General features: G+C 65.1%; 18 protein-coding genes. 12 read left to right on the top strand and 6 right to left on the bottom strand.

Going from position 1 to position 21,287, the window contains the following annotated elements; all coding sequences use genetic code 11:
- Positions 1-124 precede the first annotated feature (124 nt).
- The 5 genes from AB7290_RS31740 to AB7290_RS31720 all read right to left on the bottom strand — a co-directional run bounded on the left by AB7290_RS31740 (position 125) and on the right by AB7290_RS31720 (position 5,143).
- The gene (locus AB7290_RS31740; protein WP_071915765.1) at positions 125-766 is read right to left on the bottom strand and encodes a suppressor of fused domain protein; all 642 of its coding nucleotides are present in this window, start codon (positions 764-766) and stop codon (positions 125-127) included.
- 167 nt (positions 767-933) lie between these two features.
- The gene (locus AB7290_RS31735; RefSeq protein ID WP_071915764.1) at positions 934-2,007 is read right to left on the bottom strand and encodes a malate/lactate/ureidoglycolate dehydrogenase; all 1,074 of its coding nucleotides are present in this window, start codon (positions 2,005-2,007) and stop codon (positions 934-936) included.
- 11 nt (positions 2,008-2,018) lie between these two features.
- Positions 2,019-2,930 (bottom strand): NAD(P)-dependent oxidoreductase, encoded by a 912-nt coding sequence (locus AB7290_RS31730; RefSeq protein WP_085403945.1) that lies wholly within the window; start codon positions 2,928-2,930, stop codon positions 2,019-2,021.
- A 12-nt stretch (positions 2,931-2,942) separates the two neighbouring features.
- Positions 2,943-4,193, bottom strand: a complete 1,251-nt coding sequence (locus tag AB7290_RS31725; protein ID WP_085403944.1) for a Zn-dependent hydrolase — start codon at positions 4,191-4,193, stop codon at positions 2,943-2,945.
- Positions 4,194-4,225: 32 nt separating this feature from the next.
- Positions 4,226-5,143: a LysR family transcriptional regulator gene (locus AB7290_RS31720; RefSeq protein ID WP_085403943.1), complete on the bottom strand. Its 918-nt coding sequence runs from the start codon at positions 5,141-5,143 to the stop codon at positions 4,226-4,228.
- A 119-nt stretch (positions 5,144-5,262) separates the two neighbouring features.
- Between AB7290_RS31720 and AB7290_RS31715 the strand changes: the two genes are divergently transcribed.
- The 6 genes from AB7290_RS31715 to AB7290_RS31690 all read left to right on the top strand — a co-directional run bounded on the left by AB7290_RS31715 (position 5,263) and on the right by AB7290_RS31690 (position 10,840).
- Positions 5,263-6,078 (top strand): putative hydro-lyase, encoded by an 816-nt coding sequence (locus AB7290_RS31715; RefSeq protein ID WP_071915761.1) that lies wholly within the window; start codon positions 5,263-5,265, stop codon positions 6,076-6,078.
- Between the two features lie 89 nt (positions 6,079-6,167).
- Positions 6,168-7,412: an ABC transporter substrate-binding protein gene (locus AB7290_RS31710; RefSeq protein WP_085403942.1), complete on the top strand. Its 1,245-nt coding sequence runs from the start codon at positions 6,168-6,170 to the stop codon at positions 7,410-7,412.
- 150 nt (positions 7,413-7,562) lie between these two features.
- The gene (locus tag AB7290_RS31705; RefSeq protein ID WP_085403941.1) at positions 7,563-8,441 is read left to right on the top strand and encodes a branched-chain amino acid ABC transporter permease; all 879 of its coding nucleotides are present in this window, start codon (positions 7,563-7,565) and stop codon (positions 8,439-8,441) included.
- Positions 8,441-9,424 (top strand): branched-chain amino acid ABC transporter permease, encoded by a 984-nt coding sequence (locus tag AB7290_RS31700; protein ID WP_063984699.1) that lies wholly within the window; start codon positions 8,441-8,443, stop codon positions 9,422-9,424. Before AB7290_RS31705 ends, AB7290_RS31700 begins: the two co-directional genes overlap by 1 nt.
- The gene (locus tag AB7290_RS31695) at positions 9,421-10,152 is read left to right on the top strand and encodes an ABC transporter ATP-binding protein (protein ID WP_028146884.1); all 732 of its coding nucleotides are present in this window, start codon (positions 9,421-9,423) and stop codon (positions 10,150-10,152) included. Before AB7290_RS31700 ends, AB7290_RS31695 begins: the two co-directional genes overlap by 4 nt.
- The gene (locus AB7290_RS31690) at positions 10,136-10,840 is read left to right on the top strand and encodes an ABC transporter ATP-binding protein (protein ID WP_085403940.1); all 705 of its coding nucleotides are present in this window, start codon (positions 10,136-10,138) and stop codon (positions 10,838-10,840) included. The genes AB7290_RS31695 and AB7290_RS31690 overlap by 17 nt, the downstream gene beginning before the upstream one ends.
- Before the next feature lie 184 nt (positions 10,841-11,024).
- Here the strand turns inward: AB7290_RS31690 and otnC are convergent, their stop codons facing one another.
- The gene (gene otnC / locus AB7290_RS31685) at positions 11,025-11,699 is read right to left on the bottom strand and encodes a 3-oxo-tetronate 4-phosphate decarboxylase (RefSeq protein WP_028146885.1); all 675 of its coding nucleotides are present in this window, start codon (positions 11,697-11,699) and stop codon (positions 11,025-11,027) included.
- Between the two features lie 105 nt (positions 11,700-11,804).
- Here otnC and ltnD point away from each other — a divergent pair, with 105 nt between their 5' ends.
- From ltnD to AB7290_RS31655, 6 genes are all read left to right on the top strand, one after another.
- A complete protein-coding gene (gene ltnD, locus AB7290_RS31680) occupies positions 11,805-12,722 on the top strand; it encodes an L-threonate dehydrogenase (protein ID WP_014496893.1) in 918 nt (305 codons plus the stop codon).
- A 16-nt stretch (positions 12,723-12,738) separates the two neighbouring features.
- Positions 12,739-13,521, top strand: coding sequence for a 2-oxo-tetronate isomerase (otnI, locus tag AB7290_RS31675; protein WP_085403939.1), 783 nt, complete (start codon positions 12,739-12,741; stop codon positions 13,519-13,521).
- The gene (gene otnK / locus AB7290_RS31670; RefSeq protein ID WP_085403938.1) at positions 13,518-14,795 is read left to right on the top strand and encodes a 3-oxo-tetronate kinase; all 1,278 of its coding nucleotides are present in this window, start codon (positions 13,518-13,520) and stop codon (positions 14,793-14,795) included. Before otnI ends, otnK begins: the two co-directional genes overlap by 4 nt.
- A 170-nt stretch (positions 14,796-14,965) precedes the next feature.
- On the top strand, positions 14,966-16,657 hold the full coding sequence (locus AB7290_RS31665) for a methyl-accepting chemotaxis protein (protein WP_063984694.1): 1,692 nt from the start codon (positions 14,966-14,968) through the stop codon (positions 16,655-16,657).
- Between the two features lie 245 nt (positions 16,658-16,902).
- On the top strand, positions 16,903-20,082 hold the full coding sequence (locus AB7290_RS31660) for an efflux RND transporter permease subunit (RefSeq protein WP_085403937.1): 3,180 nt from the start codon (positions 16,903-16,905) through the stop codon (positions 20,080-20,082).
- Positions 20,069-21,268 carry an efflux RND transporter periplasmic adaptor subunit gene (locus AB7290_RS31655; protein WP_085403936.1) on the top strand — a complete coding sequence of 400 codons (1,200 nt, stop codon included), beginning with the start codon at positions 20,069-20,071 and terminating at the stop codon, positions 21,266-21,268. The genes AB7290_RS31660 and AB7290_RS31655 overlap by 14 nt, the downstream gene beginning before the upstream one ends.
- The last annotated feature ends 19 nt before the right edge of the window (positions 21,269-21,287 follow it).

Genomic DNA, 21,287 nt, shown 5'->3' with positions numbered 1-21,287 from the left:
CTCCGCAGAGACGGGCCTCCCGTCCGAGAAGTTTTTCTTCGCGGAGAGAACCCCTCATCCGGCGCTTCGCGCCACCTTCTCCCACAACGGGAGAAGGGAAGGGCAGCGGTGTTTTTGGCGCACCCTAGACATACGATTTCCGCGTTGGATCGAAGATCGGCGGATAGTCGTTCTCGTCGAGTAGATCGAGAAACGGATCGAGCCCCCTGGACTTGATCAGCCCGAGCTCCTGATGCGAGATCAGGTTCACGGTCAGGATCTCCACGGGATCGCTCGCGATCTCCAGCGCCTCGGCGATCTGCTTATCGGGGCCGATGATCGGTGTGAGAAACAGGAACGTCTGGAAGTCCGTTCCTGCAACCGGCGGACACGGCAGCGCGACGTGATGACCAAAACCGAACCAGGTCGTGTCGATGAACGGCAGATTGGCGAGCCAGCGCAGATTGGCGCAAACCTCCTCTGTCGGCTCCCGGACATACCACATCAGCTCGGCACGTGGCTTTGCGTCGCCATGCACCCCCGGCATTCGCTGTTCGCTCATGCCGTTGGTCAGAAGCACATAACCTTCGTCAGATCCCTCTTCGCACACCGGCACGAAATCGCGGCCAAAGGCGTGGATGTCGATGCGGCGCTCCGCGCTGTCGGTGAAGCTGTGCTCGGGCTCGCCCAGCTCGCTTTCATAGATCGCGAGCCGGTGCCGGTAGAAGTCGGTTTCGGGTAACGGCTCGCTCGAGCCGGACATGAGCTTTGCAAGACGGGAGAACATGTGAACCTCGAGGGCGGATGTGGACCGGGATATCCGCGTTGTCGCGAGACGACGCGGGCCGGTTCAAATCCGTTCCACGAGTGCGGTGATGCTTCGCTTTAGTCCAGACCTCGTTGCGCGATAGTGCACTTGGCCGGGCTATTCTCAGCGATGCGCTTCGTTCCCGACTAGCCCGCGATCTTCTCGATCGCCGCCTGATCCAGCCCGAACTTCGTCCCGGCCTCCAGGATTTCCTGCCAGGTGGTCGGGTCGACCGGAATGCCTTCGGCCAGACGCTTCTTCCTGGTCTCGCGCTCGGGATCGCCGGCGATCTTCACCTTGTCGACGCCGGGAGCGGGCGGCGAGCCGGTGTGCCAGGCAACAAAACTCTCGACCTCGCTCGCAAGGTTGTCGCCGGTGCCGAGCTTGTTCGGGTCGATGACGATCGAGAGCATGCCGTTGAGGACGTTGTACTTGCCGTCGGACGGGCCCTTGACCACCTGCCCGCCGGAGAGCGCGCCGCCGAGGATTTCGCACACCAGTGCGAGGCCGGAGCCCTTGTGCTCGCCGAACGGCAGGATGGCGCCGTGCGGCGGGATCACGGTGTAGCGCGGGTTGGTGGTCGGCTTGCCTTCATTATCGATGATGGTGCCAGGCTCGAGTTCGACGCCCTTGTTGTGGGCGACGCGGGTCTTGCCCTGCGCGATCCTGCTGGTGGCGAAGTCGAGCACGATCGGGTCCTTGCCCCTGCGCGGGATGCCGACGCAGAACGGGTTGGTGCCGTGGCGCGCATCGCTGCCGCCCCACGGCGCCACGATCGGGCGCGAGATCACGTTGACGAAGTGGATCGAGACCAGCCCGTGGTCGATGCACTGCTCGGCCCAATGGCCGATGCGGCCGATGTGGTGCGAGTTGGAGAGGCCGACGAGACACACGCCGTTGCGCTTGGCGCGCTCTGCCGCCAGCTCCATCGCTTCATGGCCGATCACCTGGCCATAGCCGGTGAGGCCGTCGAGGGTGAGAAGCGGGCCGGTGTCGAGCACGACCTTGACGTGCGCGTTCACGGCGAGGCCGCCCGTGGTGACGCTCTGGACATAGCGCGGGATCATGCCGACGCCGTGCGAGTCATGTCCTCTAAGATTGGCCTCGACGAGGTTGGTGGACACGAGCTCGGCTTCGCGGTCCGTAGACCCGCCCGCCTTGACGATGGCACGGACGACGTTGGTGAGCGGCTCTGCCTTGATGGTGCGATAGTCGGCCATTGTTGTTGCTTTTATCCCTTCACGATCCGGCGGCAATGGACCCATGCCGCTTCAATCAGGTTCTCGCTCGCTTCCGGCGTGCGGAAGGCCGAATGCGCCGACAGCGTCACGTTCGGCAGTCTTGTCAGCGGATGGTCGCCGGGCAGGGGCTCGATGTTGAAGACGTCGAGGCCGGCATGGCGGATATGCCCCGACTTCAGCGCGTCGATCATCGCCTGCTCGTCGACGACCGCGGCACGCGCGGTGTTGATCAGGATGACACCGGGCTTCATCGCAGAAATCTTCTCGCGCGTGATCATGCCGCGGGTCTCGTCGTTGAGCAGCAGATGGAGCGACACGACGTCGCTTCTCGCCAGCAGCGTGTCGAGATCGGTGAACTCGACGCCAGGATGGCTCTTTGGCGATCGGTTCCAGGCGATCACCTTCATGCCTGAGCCGACCGCAATGCGTGCGACTTCCGCGGCGATGCCGCCGAAGCCGATCAGGCCGAGCGTCTTGCCGGTGAGCTGCATGCCATCCTCGCGCAGCCAGTTGCCGCCGCGCATCTCGCGATCCATCATCGCGATGACGCGGGCGGAGGCCCACATCAGCGCAATCGCGGATTCGGCGACGGCGGTGTCGCCATAGCCCTTGATCAGGTGCACGGAGATGCCGAGCTCGGCGAGTTCTTCCGGATTCATGTAGCTGCGCGCGCCGGTGCCGAGGAACACGACGTGCTTCAGCCCCGCGCATTTCTTCGCGACCTCGGTCGGCAGCGCGGTGTGATCGACGATGGCGATCTCGGCACCATCGAGGACTTCAGGATATTGCTCCGGCTTGATGTCGGGATCCCTGTGGATCCGCACCTTGGGGTCGCCGGGCTTCTCCAGCCGCTCCATGATCACGGCGAGGGCTTCGTTGGCGTCGACGAAAACTCCGCGCATGGCTCTCTCCGATCAGGACGCGACGCCGGCGATCGCCAGCACGGTATGCATCAGCACGTTGGTGCCCGCGGCGCAGTCGGGCTGCGTGGCGTCTTCCAGCTCGTTGTGGCTGATGCCGTCCTTGCAGGGCACGAACACCATCGCCGCCGGCATGACGGTGTTGAGGTTGCAGGCATCGTGGCCGGCGCCGGAGGTGATGCGGCGGGAGGAATAGCCGAGCGTCTTCGCTGCGTTCTCGACCGCCGCGATCAGCTTGGGATCGAAATGCGTCGGCGGCTTGCGCCAGACCAGGTCGATCTTGACCTCGACCTTGCGGCGCGCGGCGATCTCGGCAGTGGCGGCGCGCAGATCGCGATCGAGCGCGTCCATGATGGCGCCATCCGCGCTGCGGCAGTCCATGGTGAAGGCGATCTCGCCGGGAATGACGTTGCGCGAGGGGTTTGCGATCACGGCCTCGCCGATGGTGCCGACTGCTTTCGGCCCGTGCTTCTTCGCGATGGCCTCCATCGCCAGCACGATTTCGGAGAGCGTCGCGAGCGCATCGCGCCGCAGCGGCATCGGCGTCGATCCGGCATGGCTCTCGAAGCCGGAAATCTTGCCGTCGTACCAGAGCACGCCCTGGCCGGAATCGACCACGCCGATGGTCTTGCCTTCGGCCTCGAGGATCGGACCCTGCTCGATGTGCAGCTCGACGAAGCAGCCGAGCTTCTGGAAGCCGACCGGCTTGTCGCCGCGATAGCCGATGCTGTCGAGCGCCTGGCTGACGGTCGTGCCGTCGATATCCTTGCGCGACAGGATGTCGTCGGTGGTGAAATCGCCGACGTAAGCGGCGGACGCCATCATCGCCGGTGCGAAGCGCGAGCCTTCCTCGTTGGTCCAGTTGACGACGCAGATCGGCGCTTCGGTTTCGATGCCTGCGTCGTTCAGCGTGCGGATCACTTCCAGCGCGCCGAGCGTCCCCAGAATGCCGTCATACTTGCCGCCGGTCGGCTGGGTATCGAGATGCGAGCCGATGCCGACGGGCAGCTTCGACATGTCGCGGCCCTTGCGCAGGCCGAACTGTGAGCCGAGCGCATCGGCGTGCACCTCGAGGCCGGCGTCCTCGCAGGCCTTGCGGAACCAGTCGCGCACTTGCTTGTCTTCGCTGCTCAGCGTCAGCCGCCGCACGCCGCCCTTGGCCGTCCCGCCAAACTGCGCGGTCTCGTGGATGGAGCCCCAGAGGCGGGCGGAATCGATCTGCAGATTGGTGGCGGCTCGGCTCATGCGGTCGGTCTCTCGGTTGTCCGGCGCCTTTTTCAATGACGCGCCGGCGCGGACTCGTCAACCGCGAGGCTGCTCTGCGCAATCTGCCGTGCGAGCTCGGCGACGCGCTCCACCGCGACGACGTCAGGCGAGGCGAGCCAGCTCGCCGTGAATGTCAGCGGCGCTATGGCGAGATCGGTTTTGAGCAGTTGCAACCGCCCGTCGGCGAGCTCGTTCTCGACGATGGCGTCGGGGATCACGGCGATGCCGAGCCCTTCGACCGCCATGTGGATGACCGTCGCCAGCGATGCGGACGCATGCAGCCGGATCGGCGGCAGTTCCGGCCGGTCGAAGACTTCGCGCACGACCTCGTAAGGCCTGGTCTTGCGCGGGAAGGTGATGATCGGAAACCGCGCGAGGTCGGCGCGCGTCACCGGGCCGTTGCCGAGCCCGAGCGAGGGGCTTGCGAGAAAGCCGATCGGATAATCCGCGAGCACGCGATTGTGGACGCCCGAGGCCGACAGCGGCCCCACCACGAAGGCAAGCTCGATCTCCTGCGCGAGCAGGCGCGCAGTGAGGTTCGGCGTGATGTCGACCTCGATCTCCAGTGACAGGTTCGGATAGACTTCGTTCATGCTCTTGACGAGCCGCGGCAGCCAGGTGTGCACGATGGTCTCGGCGACGCCGAGGCGCATCACGCCGCGCATCGCCGAGCGGTCGCCGATCTCGGCGATCATCGCCGCCCTCAGACCGATCAACTTCTCCGCATAGACCATCATCTGCCGGCCGCTCGGCGTCGGCGAAGCAACGCGATGATCGCGGTTGAGGAGCTTTACGCCCATCTCGCGCTCGAGCTGGGCGATGCGCTGGGAGATCGCCGGCTGGGTCGTATTGAGCCGTGCTGCGGCGCCGCGAAAGCTGCCGAGCTTCACAACCCAAAGGAAGGTTTCGATCGACCTGAAGTCCAGCATGAGAAGGATTTTCCCGATCGATAAATCTAATTTATCAAGATCGATTAGAAAGGAAGATTAGACTTTATAGCATGCTTGGTGTTGGCTGTCTTTGTCGAGTTTATAGGCAGGTCGATCAAATGACTGTTTTGGTGGCAGCGCAGCAAACTGAAACGCCCGACACGCTCCCGAGCCGCCAGGCGCGGCTCGCCTATCGCGGCGGCCAGGTCGGATCTACTGCCGGCGTCGCCCCCGGCTTCGTCCAGGGCAATCTGGCGATCCTGCCGGCCGAATACGCCAGCGCCTTTCACCGCTTCTGCCAGCTCAATCCGAAACCGTGCCCGATCATCGGCATGTCCGACGTCGGCAGCCCGCACATCCCCGCGCTCGGCGCCGATCTCGACATCCGCACCGACGTGCCGCGCTACCGCATCTGGCGCGACGGCGAGGTGGTCGACGAGCCGACTGACGTGACCAAGCATTGGCGCGACGATCTCGTGACCTTCGTGCTCGGCTGCTCGTTCTCGTTCGAAGAGGCGTTGCTCGACGAGGGCATGCCGATCCGTCACATCGAGCAGAACGTGCGCGTGCCGATGTACCGCACCAACATCGCCTGCGGCGAGGCCGGTCCGTTCGCCGGTCCCATGGTGGTGTCGATGCGTCCGTTCAAGCCGGCCGATGCGATCCGCGCGGTGCAGATCACCTCGCGTTATCCCGCCGTGCACGGTGCCCCCGTGCATCTCGGCCATCCGCATTTGATCGGCATCAAGGATCTCGCCAAGCCGGATTACGGCGATCCCGTGCCCGTCGCCGACGACGAGATCCCGGTGTTCTGGGCCTGCGGCGTGACGCCGCAATCGGTGATCAACGCCGCCAGGTTGCCGTTCGCGATCACGCATTCGCCCGGCCTGATGCTGGTGACGGATCTGAAGAACCGGAACATGGCCGTGATTTAGTAGGCAGCGTTTGCTGCTTCTTCGGGCTTTACCGCGTCCATCAATCGCTCCATTCGATCAGTCGAAATTTAGTGACAGGGGACTTTGCCATGACGATCTCTCGCCGCGACGTGCTGCTTGGTGCCACAGCCACTGCCGCGCTGGTGCCGCTCGCTGCACGCGCCCAGACCTCCGAGGTCGTGATCGGCGTGATCTATCCGTTCTCCGGCGGCAGCGCGCAGCAGGGCGTCGACGCGCAGAAGGCCTATGAGACCGCGCTCGAGGTCATCAACAAGGACACCGATTTCGATCTGCCGCTGGCCAAGGGCGAGGGTCTGCCGGGCCTCGGCGGCGCAAAAGTCCGCCTCGTGTTCGCCGACCACCAGGCCGATCCGCAAAAGGGCCGCGCCGAGGCCGAGCGCCTGATCACGCAGGAGAAGGTCTCCGCGATCATCGGCACCTATCAAAGCGCGGTCGCCGTCACCGTCAGCCAGATCTGCGAACGCTACCAGATCCCGTTCGTCTCCGCCGACAACTCCTCGCCGAGCCTGCATCGCCGCGGCCTCAAATATTACTTCCGCGCTGCCCCGCATGACGAGATGTACTCGGCTGCGATGTTCGACTTCTTCGATGCCTTGAAGAAGAAGGGCACCAAGATCGAGACGCTGTCGCTGTTCCACGAGGACACCATCTTCGGCACCGATTCCGGCAACGCCCAGGCCAAGATCGCCGGAGAACGCGGTTACAAGATCGTCTCCGACATCAAGTATCGCGCCAATTCGCCGTCGCTGTCGGCCGAAGTGCAGCAGCTCAAGAGCGCCAATGCCGACGTGCTGATGCCCTCGAGCTACACCACCGACGGCATCCTGCTGGTCAAGACCATGGGCGAGCTCGGCTACAAGCCGAACGCGATCGTGGCGCAGGACGCCGGCTTCTCGGAGAAGGCGCTCTATGATGCCGTCGGCGACAAGCTCGAAGGCGTGATCTCGCGCGGCACCTTCTCGCTCGATCTCGCGCAGAAGCGTCCCATGGTCGGCAAGATCAACGAGATGTTCAAGGCGCGCTCGGGTAAGGACTTCAACGACCTGACCTCGCGCCAGTTCATGGGCCTGATCATCCTGGCCGACGCCGTCAACCGCGCCAAGTCGGCCGACGGCGAGAAGATCCGCGATGCACTGGCCGCGACCGACATCCCGGGCGAGCAGACCATCATGCCCTGGAAGCGCGTCAAGTTCGACGAGGCCGGCCAGAACAACGACGCCGACCCGGTGCTGCTGCAATATATCGGCGGCAAGTTCGTCACCATCTTCCCGCCGCAGGCCGCGATCGCCGAAGCGACCTGGCCGATGAAGTAAGATTGGGAAGCGGGAGCTCGGACGTAGCTCCCGCCCTCATCCTGAGGAGCGGGCGTAGCCCGCGTCTCGAAGGACGAGGGCTGGGCCATCCTTCGAGACGCGCGCTGGTGCGCGCTCCTCAGGATGAGGATCTATTTCGGGGGACGACTTTTGACAGCTCAAGCCATTATCCAGAGTCTCGCGAGCGGCCTTCTGATGGGCCTGCTCTACGGACTGATCGCGGTCGGCCTCGCGCTGATTTTCGGCCTGATGGACGTCACGAACTTCGCCCATGGCGAATTCCTGATGCTCGCGATGTACCTGTCCTTCTTTCTGTTCGCGTTCTTCGCGATCGATCCCCTGCTGTCGGCCCCATTGGTCGCAGCGGCGATGTTCGTGTTCGGAGCGGTGGTCTATCTACTCCTTGTACGCTTCGCCATGCGGGCCAAGGCCAATGCCGGCATGGTGCAGATCTTCACGACTTTCGGCCTTGCGATCGTGATGCGCGGCCTCGCGCAGTACTTCTTCACGCCGGACTATCGCAGCATTCCACAGTCCTGGCTTGGCGGTAAAACCATCTCGGTCGCCGGCATCTTCCTGCCCGAGCCGCAGCTCATCGGTGCGCTGGTCTCGATCGCGGCCTTCGCCGGGCTCTACCTCTTCATCAACCGCACCGACTTCGGCCGCGCGCTGGAAGCCACCCGCGAGGATCCCGGCGCCGTCGCGCTCGTCGGCATCGACAAGAACCGCGTGTTCGCGTTCGGCTGGGGCCTCGGCGCCGCGCTGGTCGGTCTCGCCGGTGCGATCATGGCGGTGTTCTTCTACATCTATCCCGATGTCGGCGCGTCGTTCGCGCTGATCGCCTACGTGACCGTGGCGCTCGGCGGCTTCGGCAGCGTGTTCGGCGCCTTCGCCGGCGGCATCATTGTCGGCCTGGTCGAAGCGGTGACCGCGCTGGTGTTGCCGCCATCGCTGAAGTCCGTCGGCATCTATGCCGTCTATCTCCTCGTCGTCTTCATCCGGCCGCGCGGCCTGTTCGGGTCGATGTGATGGACAAGGCTTTTGCAGCGCGGCGCCGCCGCGACCTCATCATCGCCGCAGTGCTGGCCGGGCTCGCAGCGCTGGCTCCGCTGTTGATCAAGGATGTTTACGTCCAGAACATCCTGATCCTGACCCTGATGTATGCGGCGCTGTCGCAGAGCTGGAACATCCTGTCCGGCTATTGCGGGCAGATCTCGCTGGGACACGCGCTCTATTTCGGCATCGGCGCCTACACCACCGAGCTGCTGTTCACCAAGTTCGGCGTGCTGCCCTGGTTCGGCATGCTCGCCGGCGGCGTGATTGCGGCGATCATCGCAATGGGGCTCGGCTATCCCTTCTTCCGCCTGCGCGGCCATTACTTCGTGATCGCGACCATCGTCATCGCCGAGATCGGACTGCTCTTGTTCCAGAACTGGGAATGGGCGGGGGCTGCGATGGGAATCACCGTTCCCGTGCGCGGCGACAGCTGGCTGAAATTCCAGTTCATGCGCAGCAAGCTGCCGTACTTCTATTTCGCGCTGGTGCTGTGCAGCCTCGCCTGGTTCGTCACCTGGTGGCTGGAGGACTCCAAATGGGGCTTTTGGTGGCGCGCGGTGAAGGACAATCCGGAAGCGGCCGAGAGCCTCGGCGTCGTCGTGTTCAACTCCAAGATGGGCGCGGCCGCGGTCTCCGCCTTCCTCGTCGCCATCGGCGGTGCCTTCTATGCGCAGTTTCTCGCCTATATCGACCCCGAAAGCGTGATGGGCTTCCAGTTCTCGCTGCTGATGGCGCTGCCGGCCGTGCTCGGCGGCATCGGCACCCTCTGGGGGCCTGTGCTTGGGGCTGCCATCCTGATCCCGATGACGGAGCTGACGCGCTCTTATATCGGTGGCTCAGGCCGTGGCGTTGACCTCATCGTCTACGGCGCCCTGATCGTCGCGATCTCGCTGGCCCTGCCGCGCGGCTTGGTGAGCCTGTTCTCCCGTTCGAAAGCAAGAGGAGCCACGCGATGACTGCGCTCCTTGAAACCCGCGGCGTCTGGCAGCGGTTCGGCGGCCTCGTCGCCAACAGCGATGTCTCGATCTCGGTCGGCCGCGGCGAGATCGTCGGTCTGATCGGGCCGAACGGTGCCGGCAAGTCGACGCTGTTCAATCTCATCGCCGGCGTCTTGCCGCCGACGCAAGGGTCGATCTGGTTCGACGGCGAGGATGTCACGAACATGCCGGCGGCCGAGCGCTGCCAGCGTGGCGTCGGGCGCACCTTCCAGGTGGTCAAGAGCTTTGAGACCATGACTGTTATCGACAACGTCATTGTCGGTGCTCTCGTGCGCAACACCGTGATGCGCGAGGCACGCCGCAAGGCGCATGAGGTGCTCGAATTCACCGGCCTTGCCGCGCGCGCCGACGTGCTCGCGAGCGACCTCGTGCCGGCCGAGAAACGCCGCCTCGAAGTCGCCCGTGCGCTGGCGACCGAACCAAAGCTGCTGCTGCTGGACGAGGTCCTCACCGGCCTGACGCCGACCGAAGCGCAGACCGGCGTCGCGCTGGTGCGCAAGGTGCGCGATGCCGGCATCACCGTGTTGATGGTCGAGCATGTCATGGAGATCGTGATGCCGCTGGTCGACCGCGCCATCGTGCTCGACCTCGGCAAGGTGCTGGTCGAGGGTAAGCCTTCCGACGTCGTCCGCGATCCCAAGGTGATCAGCGCATATCTGGGAGATCGTCATGCTGTCGGTGCATGAAGTCACGACCGCCTATCAGGGTCTGGTCGCGATCTCCGCGGTCTCGATCGAGGTCCAGAAGGGCGAGATCGTCTGCGTTGCCGGCGCCAATGGCGCGGGCAAGTCGACGCTGCTCAAATCCATCGCCGGCGCCGAGCGTCCGCGCTCGGGCACGGTGACGTTCGACGGCAAGCGCCTCGACGGCATGGCGCAGCATCATATCACCGCCACCGGCATCGCCTATGTGCCGGAGAACCGCCGCCTGTTCCCGCGCCTGTCGGTGCGCGACAATCTGCGCCTCGGCAGCTATCTGTACCGCGGCGACGCCGACCGCGAGGGGCCGCTCAATCTCGTGTTCACGCTGTTCCCGCGTCTCCAGGAACGTTTGGAGCAGCGCGCCGAGACGCTGTCCGGCGGTGAGCAGCAGATGCTCGCGATCGGCCGCGCGCTGATGACGCGCCCGCGGCTGTTGATGCTGGACGAGCCCTCGCAAGGCATCATGCCGAAGCTGGTCGACGAAATCTTCCAGGCGGTACTGCGCATCCGCGACGCCGGCATGACCGTGCTGATCGTCGAGCAGCGCATGGCCGAGTGCCTGGAGATCGCCGACCGCGCCTACATCCTGCAAACCGGCCGCGTGCTGATGCAGGGCCCGGCCGCGGAGATCAGGGGGAACCCGGACGTACGGAAGGCGTATCTGGGGCTGTAGCTGCAAATTGTTGGGCGCGCGCGTCCCACACTCTCGGTGTCATCGCCCGACTTGATCGGGCGATCCAGTATTCCAGAGACGTCAGAGAGATACGGATAAGCTGCGGCGTACTGGATTCCCCGCCTTCGCGGGGAATGACAGCGTTGCGCGGGGCGGTCCTGCCCGACTCTCGACCGCACGAAGCCTAATGCTCGTGCCCATGCTCCGGCAGCGCCACCCCGAACACCTTCACCAGATCCTTCACCTGCTCCGGCGACAGATACCGCGGGTTCATCCCGCGCAGCAGCAGGTACAGCTTCGCCGTCTCCTCCAGCTCCTCCGTCGCGAACACCGCGGCCTCCAGCGTGTCGCCGGCGACCACCGGGCCGTGATTGGCGAGCAGCACGGATGAATATTTGCCCGCCAGTCCCTTGATCGCATCCGCAACCGCGGGATCGCCGGGGCGGTAATAGGGCACAAGCGCGGTGGCGCCGCATTTCATCAGATAATAAGCCGTCATCGGCGGCAGCGCGGCGCGCGGGTCGATCTCGGGCAGCATCGAGAGCGCGACCGAATGGGTGGAGTGCAGATGCACGATCGCCCGCGCGCTTTCGCGCGTGTCGTAGAGCGCGGTGTGCAGCGGAACTTCCTTGGTCGGCGCATCGCCCGAGAGGAGGCGCCCCCGTGCGTCCAGCCGTGACAGTCGCGCCGGGTCGAGGAAGCCGAGCGAGGCGTTGGTGGGGGTGACGAGCCAACCCCCGTCGTGCATCTTGACGCTGATATTGCCGGAAGAGCCCGGCGTCAGCCCGCGCTCGAACAAGGACCGTCCGAAGCGGCAGATATCCTCACGCAGCCGGGTCTCGTTGCTCATAGCCGTCATGCCCGCTTGTCTCACGCTTTGGCAGCGCGGCCAAGCCGTGTTATTCGGATCAGTGAGCCGCCGCAAAGGGCGGCCGTCCAGGAAACGTTCGCAAGGGTCAGTTGCATGTCCGCCTCCACGTCACAAAATCAGCGTATCGCCGTCATCGGGCTCGGCTCGATGGGGTTCGGCATGGCAACCTCGCTGAAGCGCGCCGGTCATGCCGTGACCGGCTGCGACGTCTCGGCTGACGCGGTGGCGCGTTTCGTGAAGGACGGTGGCGCGGGCGCCAGCACGCCGGCGGAAGCGGCCAAGGGCGCCGACATCGTCGTCAGTGTCGTCGTCAATGCCGCGCAGACCGAGACCATCCTGTTCGGCAAGGATGGCGCCGCCGAGACCCTGCCGAAGGACAGCGTCTTCCTGTCCTCCGCCACCATGGACCCGGATGTGGCCCGTCGCCTCGCGAAGCAGTTGGAGGCGACCGGCCGTCACTATCTGGATGCGCCGATCTCCGGCGGCGCGCAGCGCGCGGCCCAAGGCGAGCTGACGATCCTTGCCTCCGGCAGTCCCGCTGCCTTTGCGAAGGCACGGCCGGCGCTCGATGCCATGGCGGCAAAACTGTACGAGCTCGGCGATGCCGCAGGGCAGGGCGCCGCCTTCAAAATGATCAACCAGTTGCTCGCCGGCGTGCATATCGCCGCCGCCAGCGAAGCGATGGCGTTCGCCGCCAAGCAGGGTCTCGACATCCGCAAGGTCTATGAGGTGATCACGGCCTCCGCGGGCAATTCTTGGATGTTCGAGAATCGCATGCCGCACGTGCTCGACGGCGATTACACGCCGCGCAGCGCGGTCGAGATCTTCGTCAAGGACCTCGGCATCATCCAGGACATGGCGCGCAGCGCCCGCTTCCCGGTGCCGGTCTCGGCCGCCGCGCTCCAGATGTTCCTGATGACATCAGCTGCCGGCATGGGCCGCGATGACGACGCCTCGGTGGCGCGCATGTATGCGCAGGTCACCGGCGTAAAACTTCCCGGCGACAAGTAGAGCCAAGAGGATTCCGATGCCCCGTTTCGCCGCCAACCTCTCGATGATGTTCACCGAGGTGCCGTTCCTCGACCGTTTCGACGCCGCTGCGCAAGCGGGCTTCACCGCGGTCGAATTCCTCTTTCCCTACGAGCATCCGGCCGAGGTGGTCGGCGAGCGGCTCAAGCGCAACGGTTTGACGCAGGCGCTGTTCAACCTGCCGCCGGGCGACTGGAACGCCGGCGAGAAGGGCTTTGCGGCGCTGCCGGCGCGATTCTCCGATCTCAAGGCGAGCCTGGAGACCGCGTTGCCTTACGCCAAGGCGACCGGTGTCAAGCGGCTGCACTTGATGGCCGGCATTGCCAACCGCGGCGAGCGCGTCGCGATCGAGGCGTTCTACAAGTCGGTGGCGTGGGCTGCGGAGTTCTTTGCTCCGCACGGCATCGACATCGTGCTCGAGCCGATCAATGCGCGCAATGTGCCCGGCTACTTCCTCAACGATTTCGGCTTCGCGCGCGACCTGATCCAGGAGCTGAGACTGGCGAACCTGAAGCTCCAGTTCGACATCTATCACTGCCAGATCATCCACGGCGACGTCACGATGCGCCTGCGCGAGATGATGCCGATCATCGGGCATATCCAGATCGCCAGTGTCCCCTCGCGCAACGAGCCCGACGGCGAGGAGCTGAATTATCCGTTCCTGTTCACCGAGCTCGACCGGCTCGGCTATACCGGCTTCGTCGGCTGCGAATACAATCCGCGCGGCAAGACCACCGATGGCCTCGCCTGGTTCAAGCCTTATGCGGGAGTGAAGCCGTGACGCTCGCACTGGGTTGCGTCGCCGACGACTATACCGGCGCCTCCGATCTCGCCAACACGTTGACGCGCGCGGGCCTGCGTACCGTGCAGACCATCGGCGTGCCCGCGGACGATCTCACGCTGCCCGAGGTCGACGCCGTCGTGGTGTCGCTGAAGAGCCGCTCGATCGAGGCAGGCCTTGCCGTGTCGCGTTCGCGTGCGGCGGAGAAATGGCTGCGTGACCGCGGGGCGCGCCATGTGCTGTTCAAGATCTGCTCGACCTTCGATTCCACCGATGCGGGCAATATCGGCCCGGTGATGGACGCGCTGCGCGCCGATAGCGGCGAGGCCGTCGTGCTGGTGACGCCGGCCTTCCCGGAGACCGGTCGCACGGTCTATCAGGGCAATCTGTTCGTCGGCGCCGTGCCGCTGAACGAGAGTCCGCTCAAGGACCATCCGCTCAACCCGATGCGCGATTCCAACCTGGTGCGCGTGCTGGCACGCCAGAGCAAGACGCAGGTGGGTCTCGTCGACCTCGCGACCGTCACCCGCGGCGCGGAGGCCGTGCGGGCTCGGCTTGCCGAATTGTCAGGCAAGGGCACCGGTGCCGCGATCATCGATGCCGTGTTCGACCGCGACCTCGAGACCATCGGCCTCGTCGCTGCCCAGCATCAGCTGTCGGTCGGCGCCTCCGGCATCGGCCTCGGACTGGCGCGGGCTCTGGTCTCGACGGGCAAGGTCAAGTCGGCCGCTGGCAGCGGCGGGGCGGACGCCGCCGTCGGCGGACCGGCGGCCTGCCTCGCCGGAAGCTGCTCGCAGGCGACGCTTCAGCAGATCGCCAATGCCGAACGCGTCATGGCGGTGCTCCATCTCGATCAGGACCGTATTCTTACGGGAGCGGACGAAGTGCAGCGCGCGATCGCCTGGGCCAAGCCGCGTTTAGCCGACGGTCCGGTCCTGATCGCGTCGAGCGCGACACCGGATCAGGTCGCCGCCTTGCAGGCGCGCCGCGGCCGCGATGCAGCCGGTCACGCCATCGAGCAGGCGATGGCCGACATTGCGGAAAACCTAGTCAAATCAGGCGTCCGGCGGCTGGTCGTGGCTGGCGGCGAGACCTCCGGCGCCGTCGTCGATCGCCTCGGGATTCCCGGCTTTCTGGTCGGCGCTGAGATCGCTGCGGGCGTCCCGGTGCTGCGCGCCGTCGGCGCTGAAGCAGGCGATATGTTGCTCGCGCTGAAGTCCGGAAATTTCGGCGGGCCGGAATTCTTCGCGGACGCGCTTGGGCTCATGCGCTGAGCGCAGGGCGTTCTTAGCTGCCTGTTCATTTCTTTCAGGCTCCGTACTCGAACGGAGTCGTAGTTAACATCTGCTCAGTCGCTCTGTTGTCTGATGTCGGCGTCGCTCCTTTTGGTTGATTGTTAAGACCTCCCGGACGCGCGCCCGCGCCAGCACAACGAGACCCGATTATGTTCGCCACCATTTCCATTCGCGCCAAGATCATCAGTGTCGTGGCGTTCCTGCTGGTCGCGATGACCGGCATGGGCCTGCTCGCCGTCACGAAGATGCGGTCGATGAACGCCAACACCACCGACATCACCACGAGCTGGCTGCCCAGCGTCCGGGTGCTCGGCGAACTCCGCGCTAGCGTCATCACCTACCGCAACGTCGTTCGCCAGCACATGCTGTCCGAGACCCTCGAGGAGAAGCTCGCCAACGAAAAGACGGCCGGCACCGTCATCGAGGCGCTCGCCAAGTCCCGCAAGGCCTACGAGCCGATGATCACCTCACCCGAGGAGCGCCGGCTGTACAACGAATGGGCCAAGCTCTGGGACGATTACAAGAAGGGCACCGAAGACGTCATGGCGCTGTCGCGCAAGGAGGCCGGCAAGGTCCCGCATGACGCCCAGGAGCTGAACACCAAGACGGTCAACAAGATCGGCCTTGCGTCGGATGAGGTCCTGATGAAGGACATCGATCTCAACACCAAGGGCGGCGACCAGGCTGCCCAGGATGCCGCCGACAGCTATTTCTATGCCTTCATGCTGGTCTCGATCATCCTCGGCGCCGCCGTGATCATCGGCATCGGCGTCAGCTTCTACCTGGTCCAGGACGTCTCCGCCGGCATCAACTCGATCATCCAACCGATGCAGGCGCTCGGCAAGGGCGACCTCTCCGCCGAAGTCCCGCATCGCGGCGAGAAGACCGAGATCGGCGCCATGGCCGACGTGCTCCAGATCTTCAAGGAAGCCTTGATCGCCAAGAAAGCCGCCGACGAGGCCGCCGCCGCCGATGCCGAAGCCAAGATCGAGCGCGGCCGCCGCGTCGACGGCATCACCCGCGATTTCGAAACGATGATCGGCGAGATCGTCCAGACCGTGTCGTCGGCCTCGACCCAGCTCGAGGCCTCCGCCTCGACGCTGACTTCGACTGCCGACCGCTCCCAGCGGATGGCGACTACGGTCGCCGCGGCCTCGGAGGAAGCCTCGACCAACGTGCAGTCGGTGGCCTCGGCCACCGAGGAGATGGCCTCGTCGGTCGGCGAGATCAGCCGTCAGGTGCAGGAATCAGCGCGGATGGCGGGCGACGCCGTCGGCCAGGCCCGTGCCACCACCGAGCGCGTCAGCGAGCTGTCCAAGGCGGCTTCTCGCATCGGCGACGTCGTCGAGCTGATCAACACCATCGCGGGCCAGACCAACCTCTTGGCGCTGAACGCCACCATCGAGGCGGCGCGTGCCGGTGAAGCCGGCCGCGGCTTCGCGGTGGTCGCCTCCGAGGTGAAGGCGCTCGCCGAGCAGACCGCCAAGGCGACCGGCGAGATCGGCCAGCAGATCTCCGGCATCCAGGCGGCGACCAACGACTCGGTCGGCGCCATCAAGGAGATCTCCTCGACCATCGAGCGTCTCTCCGAAATCTCCTCGGCGATTGCGGCTGCGGTGGAAGAGCAGGGCGCAGCGACCCAGGAGATCGCCCGCAACGTGCAGCAGGCGGCGCAGGGCACCCAGCAGGTCTCCTCCAACATCACCGACGTGCAGCGCGGCGCGACCGAGACCGGCACGGCCTCCTCGCAGGTGCTGTCGGCAGCGCAGATGCTGTCCAACGACTCGAGCCGCCTCAAGACCGAGGTCAGCAAGTTCCTGACCAACGTCCGCGCGGCCTAAGCCGGGACACGCTCGCAGTTCTGAAGGCGGCGCCTGCGGGCGCCGCTCTTTTACGTGGGGGTGAGCCGCTTTCGTAATCTTCCGGCCGCAGGCTGCATATCTGGAATGCGATTTCGCAGTGCGATAGCAGGGAAGTGACCGGACGGGGCGGCGCTGTCGTTGGCCATTTCCACGGTGTTCGGGTAAATCAGCCCTAGGAACCCGTGGGGCGTGTTCCCTGTCCCCGATTTGGAATTGCCTGACCAATGATTGCTCTGGTCCGTATTGCCCTGAGCCGACCCTACACGTTTGTCGTGCTCGCGCTTCTGCTCCTGATCATCGGGCCGCTCGCGGCCCTGCGGACGCCGACCGACATCTTCCCGGACATCCGCATCCCCGTGATCGGCGTGGTCTGGCAGTACACCGGCCTGCCGCCGGACCAGATGTCCGGCCGCATCACCACGCCGTTCCAGCGCGCGCTGACGACGACCGTCAACGACATCGAGCATATTACAGCTAACTCCTATAACGGCTTTGGCATCATCAAGATCTTCTTCCAGCCGAACGTCGACATCCGCACCGCCAACGCGCAGGTCACCGCGATCTCGCAGACGCTGCTGAAGCAGATGCCGCCGGGCGCAACGCCGCCCCTGATCCTGAACTACTCCGCCTCGACCGTGCCGATCATCCAGGTGGCGCTGTCGGGCGATGGCCTGACCGAGCAGAACCTCGCCGATATCGGCATCAATAATCTGCGCACCCCGCTGGTCACGGTGCCCGGCGCGGCGATCCCGTATCCGTTCGGTGGCAAGCAGCGCCAAATCCAGATCGACCTCGATCCTACCGCGCTCCAGGCCCGTGGCCTGTCGGGCCAGGACGTCGCCAACGCGCTCGCAGCCCAAAACCTGATCACGCCGGTCGGCACCCAGAAGATCGGCCAGTTCGAATACAACATCCAGCTCAACAACTCGCCGCTGAAGATCGACGAGCTCGGCAATCTGCCGATCAGGACCGTCAACGGCGCGATGGTCTATGTGCGCGACGTCGCGACCGTGCGTGACGGCAATCCGCCGCAGACCAACATCGTCCACGTCGACGGCAACCGCTCGGTGCTGATGATGGTGCTGAAGGCGGGCGCGACCTCGACGCTCGATATCATCGCCGGCATCAAGCAGAAGGTTATCGACGTCAAGGACCAGCTGCCGGACGCGCTGAAGATCGGCTTCATCGGCGACCAGTCGGTGTTCGTCCGCGGTGCGATTCAAGGCGTCGCGATCGAAGGCGTGATCGCGGCGCTGCTGACCAGCGTCATGATCCTGCTGTTCCTCGGCAGCTGGCGCTCCACGGTCATCATCGCGGTCTCGATCCCGCTCTCGGTGCTCGGCGCCATCATCATGCTGTCGGCGATCGGCGAGACGCTCAACATCATGACGCTCGGCGGCCTTGCGCTCGCGGTCGGCATCCTCGTCGACGATGCCACCGTGACCATCGAGAACATCAACTACCATCTGGAGCAGGGCAAGCCGGTCGAGCAGTCGATCCTCGACGGCGCCAATCAGATCGTGACGCCGGCCTTCGTCTCGCTGCTATGTATCTGCATCGTGTTCGTGCCGATGTTCTTCCTCTCCGGCGTCGCCCGCTTCCTGTTCGTGCCCATGGCCGAAGCCGTGATGTTCGCGATGATCTGGTCGTTCATCCTGTCGCGCACGCTGGTGCCGACCATGGCGAACTATTTGCTGCAGGCGCACGTCCATCACGAGGGCGCGCCGCCGAAGTCGCGCAATCCGCTGGTGTGGTTCCAGCGCGGTTTCGAGAAGCGGTTCGAGCGCATCCGCGGCGGCTACCATAATCTGCTGGGACTGGCGCTGGTGCACCGCGCGGTGTTCGTGATCGGCTTCCTCTGCGTGGTCGGCGCGTCCTTCGCGCTGGTGCCGTTCCTCGGGCGCAACTTCTTCCCGGCGGTCGATGCCGGCAATATCCTGATGCATGTCCGCACCCAGGTCGGCACCCGCGTGGAGGAGACGGCCAACCAGCTCGCCGACGTCCAGAAGGCGATCCGCAAGCTGATCCCCGGCGAAATCGAGACGCTGACCGACAACATCGGCATGCCGATCTCCGGCATCAACATGACCTACAACAACACGGGCGTGATCGGCCCGCAGGACGGCGACATCCAGATCAAGCTGAAAGAGGGCCACAAGCCGACGGAAGAGCACGTGCGCGTGCTGCGCGAGCAGCTGCCGCGCCTGTTCCCCGGCGTCAGCTTCGCATTCCTGCCGGCCGACATCGTCAGCCAGATCCTGAACTTCGGCGCGCCGGCGCCGATCGACCTGCAAATCCGTGGTGCCAATATCGGCGCCAACTTTGCCTACGCCAACAATTTGCTGGCGAGGGTTCGCAAGATCCCGGGCGTTGCCGATGCGCGCATCCAGCAGTCGCCGAACAACCCAACCTTCAACATCGATGTCGACCGCACCCGCGCGCAATATGTCGGCCTGACCGAGCGCGACGTCACCAACAGCCTCGTGGTCAATCTCGCCGGCTCCTCGCAGGTGGCGCCGACCTACTACCTCAATCCGGACAACGGCGTGTCCTACTCGATCGTGATGCAGACGCCGCAATACCAGATCGACTCGCTCAGCGCGCTCCAGACGCTGCCGATCACGGCCACCGGCAATTCCCAATCGCCGATCCTCGGCGGCATCGCCGACATCAAGCGCTCGACCTCGAGCGCGGTGGTGTCGCAATACGACATCCAGTCGCTGGTGCAGATCTTTGCCACGACCTCGGGCCGCGATCTCGGCGCGGTCGCCGCCGACATCCGCCAGGTGATCGCCGACACCGCCAAGGACGTGCCGAAGGGCTCCTCCGTGGTGCTGCTCGGCCAGGTGCAGACCATGAACAGCGCCTTCACCGGATTGCTGTTCGGCCTGCTCGGTGCCGTCGTGCTGATCTACTTCCTGATCGTCGTGAACTTCCAGTCCTGGTCCGATCCGTTCGTGATCATCACGGCGCTGCCGGCCGCGCTCGCCGGTATCGTCTGGATGCTGTTCATGACCGAGACGACGCTGTCGGTGCCGGCGCTCACCGGCGCGATCATGTGCATGGGCGTTGCCACCGCCAACAGCGTGCTGGTGATCTCCTTCGCCCGCGAGCGCTACGAGGAGCTCGGTGACCCCATCGCCGCTGCACTCGAGGCCGGGTTCGTCCGGTTCCGCCCGGTGCTGATGACCGCGCTCGCCATGATCATCGGCATGGCGCCGATGGCCCTGGGGCTCGGGGAGGGCGGCGAGCAGAATGCGCCGCTTGGCCGCGCCGTGATCGGCGGCCTGATCTTTGCAACTTTCGCCACGCTGATGTTTGTTCCCGTGGTGTTCAGTATGGTACACAAGAAACAAGGCGCCAAAGCCGCCGCCCCATTGGAGACTCCGCATGTCGCCCACTGAACCCCGCTCCCCGGTGTCGCACCGGAAACTGGGCATCTTCGGCGTGGTGGCGCTGATTGCGGCAGGCCTCGTCGTGGGTACCGGCATTCGTGCCCGCGAGGAGCAGGGCTCCAAGCTGAAGGAATGGACCGACGATCAGGCCGTTCCCAGCGTTGCGGTGACCCTGCCGAACGCAAAATCCCTCAACGGCACCATCGACCTGCCGGGTCGGCTCGAAGCTTATTACCGCGCGCCTATCTTCGCACGCGTCTCCGGCTATCTGAAGAGCTGGAGCGTCGACATGGGCGCGCGCGTCAAGGCGGGGCAGGTGATCGCCGAGATCGAGGCGCCCGACCTCGACCAGCAACTGCTTCAGGCCCGCGCCGACCTCGCCAGCCAGCAGGCCAGTGCCAGGCTCTCGGAAGCAACGCTCAACCGGCGCAAGACGCTGGTCGCCTCCAACTTCGTCTCCGCGCAGGAGATCGACGAGCGCACCGCCGATCTCTCCAATAAGAACGCGGCCGTCCACTCAGGCCAGGCAAATGTCGAACGGCTTGAAGCGCTGGCCGGCTACAAGAAGATCACGGTGCCGTTCGATGGCGTGGTCACGGCGCGCGATACCGACGTCGGCGCGTTGATCAATGCCGGCGGCGGCTCCGGCCCGGCGATGTTCGTGGTCTCCGACATCACCAAGCTGCGCGTTTACGTCAACGTTCCCCAGAACTACGTGCCTGCGATCAAGATCGGCGCCAAGGCCACCATGGTCATGCCGGAATACCCGAACCGGACATTCCAGGCGACGGTCGAGGCGTCTTCGCAGGCCGTCGACGTCGCCTCAGGAACCACCCGCATGCAGCTTCGGCTCGACAATTCCAACGGCGAGTTGATGCCCGGCGGCTATGCCAGCGTGAAGCTCAACCTTCAGCGCGACACCGCGCCGCTGAGCATTCCCGCCAGTGCCCTGATCTTCAACGGCAGCGGTCTGCGTGTTGCGACCGTCGGTCCCGACGACAAGGTGCAGTTCAAGACCGTGACCATCGCACGCGATCTCGGCAAGGAGATTGAACTCGCCTCGGGCATCGCACCCGACGACCGCGTCATCACTGCCCCGCCGGATGGCCTTTCCGACGGCGACCAGGTTCGCGTCGCCGGCGGTGCCAAGGGCAAGCCGGCGACGGCGTCGGAGAAGCAGGCGCCGAAGGGCTAGGTTGATCTCGTAGGGTGGG

The organism is Bradyrhizobium sp. 613_E4_N2_2, from assembly GCF_052075995.1.
Classification (GTDB): domain Bacteria; phylum Pseudomonadota; class Alphaproteobacteria; order Rhizobiales; family Xanthobacteraceae; genus Bradyrhizobium; species Bradyrhizobium barranii.
This window is presented reverse-complemented; position numbering and strand designations above follow the sequence as displayed.

What these genes read in the sequence shown, in the direction of transcription:
- AB7290_RS31690 (WP_085403940.1), top strand. Translation starts at nt 10,136, where the DNA reads ATGCTGTCGGTGCATGAAGTCACGACCGCCTATCAGGGTCTGGTCGCG.
- AB7290_RS31710 (WP_085403942.1), top strand. Translation starts at nt 6,168, where the DNA reads ATGACGATCTCTCGCCGCGACGTGCTGCTTGGTGCCACAGCCACTGCC.
- AB7290_RS31720 (WP_085403943.1), bottom strand. Translation starts at nt 5,143, where the DNA reads ATGCTGGACTTCAGGTCGATCGAAACCTTCCTTTGGGTTGTGAAGCTC.
- AB7290_RS31660 (WP_085403937.1), top strand. Translation starts at nt 16,903, where the DNA reads ATGATTGCTCTGGTCCGTATTGCCCTGAGCCGACCCTACACGTTTGTC.
- AB7290_RS31735 (WP_071915764.1), bottom strand. Translation starts at nt 2,007, where the DNA reads ATGGCCGACTATCGCACCATCAAGGCAGAGCCGCTCACCAACGTCGTC.
- AB7290_RS31695 (WP_028146884.1), top strand. Translation starts at nt 9,421, where the DNA reads ATGACTGCGCTCCTTGAAACCCGCGGCGTCTGGCAGCGGTTCGGCGGC.
- AB7290_RS31730 (WP_085403945.1), bottom strand. Translation starts at nt 2,930, where the DNA reads ATGCGCGGAGTTTTCGTCGACGCCAACGAAGCCCTCGCCGTGATCATG.
- AB7290_RS31725 (WP_085403944.1), bottom strand. Translation starts at nt 4,193, where the DNA reads ATGAGCCGAGCCGCCACCAATCTGCAGATCGATTCCGCCCGCCTCTGG.
- otnC (WP_028146885.1), bottom strand. Translation starts at nt 11,699, where the DNA reads ATGACGGCTATGAGCAACGAGACCCGGCTGCGTGAGGATATCTGCCGC.
- ltnD (WP_014496893.1), top strand. Translation starts at nt 11,805, where the DNA reads ATGTCCGCCTCCACGTCACAAAATCAGCGTATCGCCGTCATCGGGCTC.
- AB7290_RS31700 (WP_063984699.1), top strand. Translation starts at nt 8,441, where the DNA reads ATGGACAAGGCTTTTGCAGCGCGGCGCCGCCGCGACCTCATCATCGCC.
- AB7290_RS31715 (WP_071915761.1), top strand. Translation starts at nt 5,263, where the DNA reads ATGACTGTTTTGGTGGCAGCGCAGCAAACTGAAACGCCCGACACGCTC.
- AB7290_RS31740 (WP_071915765.1), bottom strand. Translation starts at nt 766, where the DNA reads ATGTTCTCCCGTCTTGCAAAGCTCATGTCCGGCTCGAGCGAGCCGTTA.
- otnI (WP_085403939.1), top strand. Translation starts at nt 12,739, where the DNA reads ATGCCCCGTTTCGCCGCCAACCTCTCGATGATGTTCACCGAGGTGCCG.
- AB7290_RS31665 (WP_063984694.1), top strand. Translation starts at nt 14,966, where the DNA reads ATGTTCGCCACCATTTCCATTCGCGCCAAGATCATCAGTGTCGTGGCG.
- AB7290_RS31655 (WP_085403936.1), top strand. Translation starts at nt 20,069, where the DNA reads ATGTCGCCCACTGAACCCCGCTCCCCGGTGTCGCACCGGAAACTGGGC.